The sequence below is a fragment of the Microbacterium sp. genome (assembly GCF_052102115.1).
Lineage (GTDB): Bacteria > Actinomycetota > Actinomycetes > Actinomycetales > Microbacteriaceae > Microbacterium.
Genome location: NZ_JBQDVP010000076.1, coordinates 1 through 8,834, shown reverse-complemented (window position 1 = coordinate 8,834; position 8,834 = coordinate 1). Strand labels below are relative to the sequence as shown.

Below are 8,834 nucleotides of genomic sequence, written 5' to 3'. Positions count from 1 at the left end.
CTGCCCGAGCGCGGCGGTTCCGGCGATCACTCCCGCCGAAGCGGCCTGCACCAGAGCGCCGGAGATGAACACCCACTTGCGGAACCGCACACGGACGATGAGTGGCGTGAGGAACGCCTGCGGGAGCATCGAGAGCGACTCGCGGATCGGCACCAGTAGGCCCGTCAGCGCCACGGGAACGCCGAGGGCGTTGAACAGCCACGGCAGCACGGTCGAGGCGTTGACGATCTGATCGCCCGAGGACTGGAGCGCGTTGGCGGCCACCAGTCGAAGTCCATTGGGCGCGAGATTGCGTCGCACCTCAGGATCGAGCTCCTGCTCGGCCCGCTTGTCCCGGTGCAACACCGCCGAGTAGATCCGCTCCCCAGCGCTCATACCCGGGAATCTAGACCGCGCCCGCGACATCCGCGAGACCTCTGTTCGACGCTCGCGTCTGCGCGCGGAACTCCATCCGTTATGCCCGTGTGCGCATAGTCCCACGACACGTCGGGCGGGCTGGTAGCGTGTAGCGCATGGCCGCCGCGCAGCGCATGCCTCTGACGCCGTTCGTCGACGTTCTGCCGTTGCCCGAGCGCCTGCTCGCGCGCGATCACAACGGCCGTCTGACGGTGCGGATCCGTACCGGCTCACACAGCTTCCATCGCGATCTGCCCCGGTCGCGTGTGTGGGGCTACGACGGCACGCTCCCAGGCCCGACGATCGAGGCTGAGCGCGGCCACCCGGTCCGCGTCGAGTGGCGCAACGAGCTTGACGGCGGGCTGCCCGTCATCGTAACGATGGCCGGCGACGAGGTCGACGCCGACGGTGTGCCTGTGCAGTGCAGTCCCGGTCTGAGCGGCGGCACGCCGGACCCGCACGCCGCGGCGCTGACGGGACACTCGGTCGTGCACCTGCACGGTGGCCTGACACCGGCCGTGTACGACGGCTGGACCGAGAACCTCTTCGCACCCGGCCAGCTCGCCGTATTTGACTACCCGATGGACCAACGCGCGACGCTGCTCTGGTACCACGACCACGTGATGGGCGTCACTCGGTTCGACGTATACGCCGGGCTGGCGGGACTGTGGATCATCCGCGACCAGCGCGAACGTGACCTCGGGCTGCCCGAGGGACCACCGTACGAGGTGCCGCTGCTGCTGCAGGACCGTAACTTCGGACTCGACGAGGGCGGTCGGCTGACCGGCCAGCTGGTGCACAAGACCGACCCTGGGGTGATGGAGGCCTTCGCGCCGTTCACGGTCGTCAACGGCAAAGTCTGGCCTATCCTCGACGTCCAGCCCGCCACGTACCGCTTCCGCGTGCTCAACGGCTCCAACGCCCGCACCTTCCGGCTCGTGCTGCTGCGAGACGGCGTGCCCGAATTCGATCGCATCACTCAGATCGGCACCGACTCGGGCCTACTCCGCGAGCCCGTCGCGCTGCCACCCGACGGGCTGGTCCTCGCCTCAGCCGAGCGCGCCGACCTGCTCGTCGACTTCTCGGACCTTCAACCGGGCACCGAGCTCACGCTCTACAACACCGCCGGCGCTCCGTTCGATGGCGCGCCCTTTCCCGCCGCTGATGCCGCCGATGCCGCGGATCTCGACGCGCTGCTGCCGTACCCCCAGGTCATGCGTTTCCGTGTCGTCCCGGGCCCGGTCGCGCACCGTCCGGTGCCCCGCGAACTGGCGACCGACTTCGCCCTGCCAAAACCCGAGGAGCTGGACGCGGCGCCGCGGCGTGCCATCGCGCTTGTCGAGCGCGAGTTCGAGGACGTACCCAACATGCTGACCATGCGTGAGCTCGCCGTTGTCGACGACGAGGACGAGACGACCGGTCCGCTGATCACCCTCACCGACGGCGACCACACGACGCGCTACCGCGCGGTTGCCGCCCACTTCGAGGACACCGCCACGTTCTTCCCGATGCTCGGCCAGTACGAGATCTGGCAGCTCATCAACCTCACCGATGACACGCACCCCATCCACATCCACCTCGATCCCTTCCAGGTCCTCGCGCGCCGGCCCATCGGCTGGGAGATCCCCGACGACGGCATCGGCGATCTCGACCTCAGCGCGCGGATCACTCTCGGTCGCGACCCCGACGACGAGCTCGACCACGTCATCGACGCCAACGAGCGCGGGCTCAAAGACACAGTCCGCGTCAACCCCCACGAAATCGTCGAGATCGCCGTCCGGTTCCACGCCTACAGCGGCCGCTACATGTACCACTGCCACATCCTCGAGCACGAGGATCGCGATATGATGCGGCCCTTTGTGACCATGCCTCCCGAACTCATGCCGTTCATGGCGTGACCCTGGCACGTCAGGAGCGCCAGGGAATACAATCGATTCGCCATGTTGAAGTGGGAGACGGGCAGCCACTTCTGCTGGCCCTGCACTGTACGACGCGCCAGGCCCGCGAACATCGAATCTGCTGGGCGCCCGTTCGCGTTTGAGAAGGAGTACGAGAATGGCTATTCAGGATAAGGTCGCATTGGTCACCGGAGCCGGGCAGGGGATCGGGCGCGGCATCGCGCTTCGTCTCGCCGCCGACGGTTTTGACATCGCCGTCGCGGACATCGAGCCGCAGCGCGAGAAGGGTGATTCGGTCGTCGCCGAGATCGAGCAGCTGGGCCGAAAAGCGGTCTTCGTCGCTGCGGACGTGTCGAAGCGCGACCAGGTCGTTGCCGCTGTCGACGCAGCCGCCGAACAGCTCGGCGGGTTCGATGTGATCGTCAACAACGCCGGCATCGCCCAGATCAAGCCCGTACTCGAGATCACCGCCGAAGAGCTCGATCAGATCTTCCGGATCAACGTCGACAGCGTGGTCTGGGGCATCCAGGCGGCCGCAGCGAAGTTCGAACAGCTCGGTCACGGTGGAAAGATCATCTCCGCGGCATCCATCGCGTCGATCCAGGGGTTCCCCATCCTCAGCGCGTATTCGGCCTCGAAGTTCGCCGTTCGCGGCTTCACCCAGGCGGCCGCGCAGGAGCTCGCTCCGAAGGGCATCACGGTGAACGCTTACGCGCCCGGCATCGTCGGCACCGGCATGTGGGAACTCATCGACGCCGAGCTCAGCAAGATCAACGGCAAGCCACTCGGCCAGAACCTCAAGGAAAACGTGGAGGGCATCGCGCTCGGCCGCATCGAGACCCCCGAGGACGTCGCGAAGGTCGTGTCGTTCTTCGCCGGCCCCGACTCGGACTACGTCACCGGCCAGGTGCTTCTCGTCGACGGCGGCATGCTTTACAACTGAGTCATCACTGACCGTCTCACCACCCGCCGCGCGTCGGCGTGTGACCCTCCCGGGCGCCCTCCGGTATCGGCAGCTCAGCCCGCAGACCGAGCAGTCGGAAAGGCCTCGTGAAGATCAGACGAAGTCACGACCGGATCGTACTCACCTGCCCCTCGACGCGACCTGCGTCGGGGGGCTTTTTCGCGCCCACAAATCGGCGCCCAGTGGTGCAGCCACCTCGATACGCCTGTACTGAATTACGTATCGAACGCGTCAGCCGCAACCTCCGCGAGCTCGAGGTCAGGGCGCGCACGCACGTCCGGCGGGTTCTGCCTGCCGGGACGCTCACCGCGCGTCGAGGGCTCCCGGCGAATGTGGTGTTCGCAGCCGCCTTGTCCATGGCGTTCTTCACCGCAGACCTGTTCATTCCGCTCGCCCTTACCAGCGTGCGAGGGATCAGCGCTACACTCGCCGGGATCGTCCTGACCGCAGGCATCATCGGGTGGACCGCCGGCGCCTATGCCCCCGCCCGGCTCCTGAAGTGGGGCATGACCAAGGGGGGCATCGCGCGCCTCGGAGCGATTCTCGTCATCGCGGGTTTGACGGTGATCGGTGCCGTGATCCTCACCACCGTCCCCGTCCCCGTCGCCGCCGTGGGCTGGATCATCGCCGGGCTCGGCGCCGGTCTCGGTTTCACGATCAACTCCATCGCCGTCCTCGATGATGCCGCTGGCACGGTCGGGCGCGCCTCATCGCAGATGGAGCTCGGCAACCAGGCCGGCATCGCCATCGGCACCGGGCTCGCCGGTGCCCTGGTCGCCACCATGGGCGCCACTGCAGCCGGACTAAGCGGCGTCCTCGTCGTCGCTGGGGCCGGCGTCGTACTCGCTCTCCTCGCCCCCACGAGGTTCGCCGAAACCCACCCACCCTTGACTCCCCCCGAAAGATGATGCTGACTTGGACTCGAAGTCCGAGCACGAAGGAGAACACAATGACCATCAACGACATCGGGCCCCGCCCGAACGCGTTCGACATCGAAGAGGCCACCCGGCGGAACGAGAACTACCGCAGCGTGGCGTGGACCGGGAAGTATTTGCAGGTCACGCTGATGTCTATCCCGGTCGGGGAGTCCATCGGCCTGGAGGTCCACCAGAACACCGATCAGTTCCTGCGCCTCGATGCCGGACAGGGCAGGGCCGTCATGGGCCCGGCCAAGGACCGGCTCGACTTCGAGCAAAACGTCTCGGATGGGTGGTCTGTCCAGGTCCCCGCCGGCACCTGGCATGACGTGATCAACACTGGCGACGAACCGCTGCGCCTCTACGCGATTTATGCCCCGGTGCACCACGCACCTGGCATCACCCAGAGAACCAGCGACAAGGCAGAACAAGACGAAGCGACCGGTAAGGACGAGCCTCCCGCATGGACCGTCCAGCCCGAGGACAGCGCGCCGGACGAGCACGCCAACTGACGTCTACTTGTGTCACCGCTCCGTAAGGATGTTGCGGACGAGGATCGTCTTGGTCCACCCCGGGCAGCGCGCCACGCTCCCGCCCCTCACGCTGGTAGGTCTGACGATCACGGATGTCGAGGACCTCGACTGGGCCTCGTGTCAGAGTGTCGGCAAGGCCGCATGGTTCCTCGGGCAGGCCAACACTGTGCCCTGTCTGCGACACCGTGCGATCACAGAACGCCGCCACAAAGCGTCAAACTCCACACGCATGCGAACGATGCATCTGGCGGCGGAGAAAGCGGGTGCCCAGAAGCCGCTGGCAAAAATTTCACCGAGCTAAGAGGACGCCCGCCGAAAACGATCGTTTTCGGTGACCAGCGTGCTGAACGAGTGGCAGGCTCGGAGAGTAAGCCGAACGGGGACAGATAATAGGTACGAGCTTGAGCCAAGCTGTGTCGGCCAGCTTGGTTCCCGTAAGGCCGAGCAACCCCACGCACGATGACATTCGAACATCGGAAATGCTATGCAAAAGACCTCACTCATCGCCCTCGCGCGACACGAACTCTCTCAGGCGAAGGAAGCGTCCAGTGGTAGAAGCGCGAAGACCGTCTTCGGAGGACACGAGCATCAACTCCGACAAACGCTTATTGCTCTCAAGGCCGGCGAAAGCCTGGCTGAGCACGAAAGCTCCGGAGAGGCAACCCTGCAAGTCCTCGAGGGCCGCGTCCTGCTCAGATTCGGAGACCTGTCGTGGAACGGATCTCCCGGTGACCTCCTCATCATCCCGGACGGGCTCCACTCACTCGACGCCATCGAGGACTCAGTCATCCTCCTGACCGTCGTTAAGAAGCACTGAAGCAGGTTGCGTACGGATCGTGGGAACTCCGCAGTACGGTGCACTTGATCCTCTCGCGCTCATCCATGATGAGCTGATACACGATTCCACCAACACCGGTCAAAGCACGCACCCTATCCGCGAGTGCAGCAGGACCGACCGATGTATGCCCACGGTAGCCCCGCTTACGTTGTAAGCAGGGCTACCGACCCTCGGCGCTGTCCAAGACTCCCGAGCGACTCCGACCACTAGACGGGTTGAGCTTGATTGGCGGACAGGAGAGAAGGCTTCGGTCGTAGGCGATAGTCGGCAGCGTCAATCGTCCCCGTCGGCGGCTTCGTCTTCTTCTGGGTTGAAGTGCGAAGGCGAGTCGGACAGGCCTGCGGCTACCCCGTCGGGGTTCGCGGGGATGGTGTTGTCTTCCCCCAGACCCCCGGGCTTGACCGTTCCCTCGGAATCGTTGGTCGGAACATCGGTGTCGGAGTATTCACGGCTCGATGCATTGCTATCGTTCGTCATCGGCTTCTGCTTTCACTATGTTCTATACTGCAAGAGACGGCAAGAGTACCTCCTGTGACACGCTAGTTAGCACCCCACTGCCTATGGGACCCAGGTAACGGACAGGCGATGTTAGGAACTTCGCCACGCCTCAGCGTCAAGACGGTCTCACGACGCCGCGACTCAAGTCGGACACTAGCGGTCGACTGCTGCGCATGATCAGGTACCGGCGGGCGTATCACGACGCCCGCGCCGAGGGGTGGGTGGTGAACCACAAGAAGATCCAACGCCTGTGGCGTGACGAAGGGCTCCGGGTCCCGCAGCGGCGTCGACGCAAGCGCGTCGGGTCCTCGACCGTCGACGCGCCGACGGCGGACGCGCCGAACGTGGTGTGGGCGGTGGACTTTCAGTTCGACGCCGACGAGCACGGCCGACCGATCAAGATCTGCTCGATCGTCGACGAACACACCCGGGAGTGCATCGGCGGCCTCGTGGAGTGCTCGATTACCGCCGACCGACTCACCGCCCACCTCGAGGACCTCGTCGCCGCCCGGGGCGCCCCGGCGGTGCTCAGGTCGGACAACGGGCCGGAGTTCATCAGCGAGGCGATGGCCGACTGGGCCGGCACCCGCACCGGCCTGTCCTACATCCCTCCGGGCTCGCCGTGGCGCAACGGGTACGTCGAGTCGTTCAACAGCCGGATCCGCGACGAGTGCCTCAACATCAACAGCTTCTACTCGCTGCTGCACGCGCAGGTCATCATCGGCGACTGGAAGGACGAGTACAACCACCACCGCCGGCACTCCTCGCTCGGCTACCTACCCCCAGCCGAGTACGCTCGACAGTGCACCCATCAAATGGAAACCGACGACTCACAGAACGTCCGGACCGAATGAAGGGGGCGGCTCACGATCACAGGCGCCCGGGGCGCAGACGTCACCATGCCACTCCCGCTGCACCTCGACTGCATGGCGTCCTTGACGGCGACCGGCCCGCGGGGATCGCAAGCAGCTCGGAGCCTGGCGGCTGCCTCCGGAGCAACCGCGCTGCCAGTCCCATCGGACGGCGATGCCCGGCGACGCGCTACGGAAGGTGCCTGCGCCAGCTCAGAGCGACGATGCTGAAACTGATGAGCGCAAGAACCGCGCCGATGACGAACATGACCGTGTACGGGAGCCACGCACCCACTAGCGCAAGAACGGCCGGGATGAAGAATCCGATGTAGGTCAGCGAGTAGTACACGGCCGTGAGCCCCGCGAGATCGTCGGGGCCGGCGATACGCTGGATCTCGCGGAGACCACCAACGAGCAAGAGTCCATACGCAGCCCCGAGCGCGGCAGCGGCGACGACGACCCACGCCAACGAGTCGAGACCGACCGCGACGGCCGCCAGCACCATCCCCACGACGGTGACTGCGAGCGCCAAGCCGACACCGCGGGCCGAGCCGGGGTCATCGAAGCGGCCCGCAATCCGCTGCGCGCCGACGCCGCATCCTAGTGCGATCACACACAGGAGCCCGCTCATCGCGATCTCCAAGCCCGGAGCCTTCGACATCATCAGGCCAGGCAGTATCGCGTAGGCACTGGCCGCTGTGCCGAAGACCCAGGGCGCCATGGGCACGACGACGAAAAGGAAGCGACGATGCACAGCGGACGGAATCTTCAAGTCCTCGAGTAACGGCCGACCGTCATCACTTGTCCGCCTACTCTCCGGCACCCGCCACAGCAGCGAGAATGATGCGATGGCTAGCACGATGTGCACGAAGTATGGGCTCTGCTGCGGTGCGGGCCCGAATTGCGCGAGCGCCGCAGCAACCCCCGCGCCCAGGGCAAAGCCCGCTGTGAGGGCGAGCGCCGCGCGCCCTGCGCCGCTCCCTTCCCGGGCTCCGGTGTCGAACGGCGCCTGCGACAGCTCCTTCACCCAGGCAGTCCCCACCGCCATAACCAACCCCAGCGCCACACCCGAGAGAACTCGCCCGGCGAACAACACGGTCGGCGATGAAGCGCCCAGCGCGAGCAGAACGCTCCCAGCGACAGCGACGAGCGGAGCAGGAAGGAAGAACGGCCGGCGTCCGAATCGGTCGGAGAGAGGGCCTCCGAGGATCAGAGCGGGCACGATACCGAGAACGTACGCACCGAGCAGAACGTCGAGCACGAGAGGCGTCATCTCGTCCTCCTGTCGGTACATCACCAGCAGGGGGGTGAATTCGTTACCACCCCACGCGACCGCGAAGAGCGCCGCGCACACGGCCATCCAGGGGCGGATGCGGTGCCGAGGACCCGCATCCGGGATCGGGAGGGAGTCCGTGATACTCATGGCAACAGCTCCCGATGTGTACGCCGGATGTGAGATTCGAGCGCGATTCGGAATGCGTCGCTATGCGCACCATCGATCAGCCGCGCGAGCTCGGTGTGGTCGTCGAGGACCCCCTCGAGGCGGTCCGCGCGCTTCCACAGCGATCGCGCCGTCATCCGCCTCTGCCGATCGCTCAACGACGCGAAAAAGTCCGATAGCAGACGGTTTCCGCCGGCATCGACGACCGCAGCGTGAAAGTCCGCGTCCAGGACCGCGAAGCCGTGAAGGTCTTCCCGCGCAGCGGCATCACGCTGCCCCCCGAGGATCGTCTGCAGTCGCTCGACAAGTTCGGAACGCAGCCGGGCATCGCCCGAGACCCGGGAGACGGCATCCGACTCGAGGAGAACGCGCGCCCGCACGATCTCCTCGCGTTCGTGTGGCCTCACCTCAACGACGAACGCACCGCGCTTGGGGTACAAACGCAACCACCCCTCGCCCTGCAGTCGCAGGAACGCCTCACGCACCGGAGTGCGACTC

8 protein-coding genes and 2 pseudogenes are annotated in these 8,834 nt (G+C 65.8%); 6 read left to right on the top strand and 4 right to left on the bottom strand.

Annotation, left to right across the window (positions count from 1 at the left end):
- Positions 1-375 (bottom strand): annotated as a pseudogene (locus ACTICP_RS14995) (MFS transporter); the annotation flags it as partial.
- A gap of 137 nt (positions 376-512) precedes the next feature.
- Here ACTICP_RS14995 and ACTICP_RS14990 point away from each other — a divergent pair.
- The 5 genes from ACTICP_RS14990 (at position 513) to ACTICP_RS14970 (ending at position 5,525) form a co-directional block, all read left to right on the top strand.
- Entirely contained in the window at positions 513-2,294 is a 1,782-nt protein-coding gene (locus tag ACTICP_RS14990; protein WP_054682937.1) for a multicopper oxidase family protein, read from the top strand.
- Positions 2,295-2,451: 157 nt separating this feature from the next.
- Positions 2,452-3,237: an acetoin reductase gene (locus ACTICP_RS14985; protein WP_025104939.1), complete on the top strand. Its 786-nt coding sequence runs from the start codon at positions 2,452-2,454 to the stop codon at positions 3,235-3,237.
- A gap of 377 nt (positions 3,238-3,614) precedes the next feature.
- Positions 3,615-4,166 carry a hypothetical protein gene (locus ACTICP_RS14980; protein WP_441893721.1) on the top strand — a complete coding sequence of 184 codons (552 nt, stop codon included), beginning with the start codon at positions 3,615-3,617 and terminating at the stop codon, positions 4,164-4,166.
- A gap of 41 nt (positions 4,167-4,207) precedes the next feature.
- Positions 4,208-4,687, top strand: coding sequence for a cupin domain-containing protein (locus ACTICP_RS14975; protein ID WP_025104937.1), 480 nt, complete (start codon positions 4,208-4,210; stop codon positions 4,685-4,687).
- Between the two features lie 505 nt (positions 4,688-5,192).
- The gene (locus ACTICP_RS14970; protein WP_058631432.1) at positions 5,193-5,525 is read left to right on the top strand and encodes a cupin domain-containing protein; all 333 of its coding nucleotides are present in this window, start codon (positions 5,193-5,195) and stop codon (positions 5,523-5,525) included.
- A gap of 294 nt (positions 5,526-5,819) precedes the next feature.
- On the opposite strand, the gene ACTICP_RS14965 is transcribed toward ACTICP_RS14970, so the two are convergent.
- Positions 5,820-6,023 (bottom strand): hypothetical protein, encoded by a 204-nt coding sequence (locus ACTICP_RS14965; protein WP_441893719.1) that lies wholly within the window; start codon positions 6,021-6,023, stop codon positions 5,820-5,822.
- Positions 6,024-6,226: 203 nt separating this feature from the next.
- On the opposite strand from ACTICP_RS14965, the pseudogene ACTICP_RS14960 reads away from it, so the two are divergent.
- Positions 6,227-6,898 (top strand): annotated as a pseudogene (locus tag ACTICP_RS14960) (IS3 family transposase); the annotation flags it as partial.
- A 187-nt stretch (positions 6,899-7,085) separates the two neighbouring features.
- Here ACTICP_RS14960 and ACTICP_RS14955 read toward each other — a convergent pair.
- Both ACTICP_RS14955 and ACTICP_RS14950 read right to left on the bottom strand, forming a co-directional pair.
- Positions 7,086-8,318 carry an MFS transporter gene (locus ACTICP_RS14955; protein ID WP_036323377.1) on the bottom strand — a complete coding sequence of 411 codons (1,233 nt, stop codon included), beginning with the start codon at positions 8,316-8,318 and terminating at the stop codon, positions 7,086-7,088.
- Positions 8,315-8,834: GntR family transcriptional regulator (locus tag ACTICP_RS14950; RefSeq protein WP_441893717.1), on the bottom strand; the 520-nt coding region annotated here is incomplete at its 5' end. The genes ACTICP_RS14955 and ACTICP_RS14950, both read right to left, overlap by 4 nt.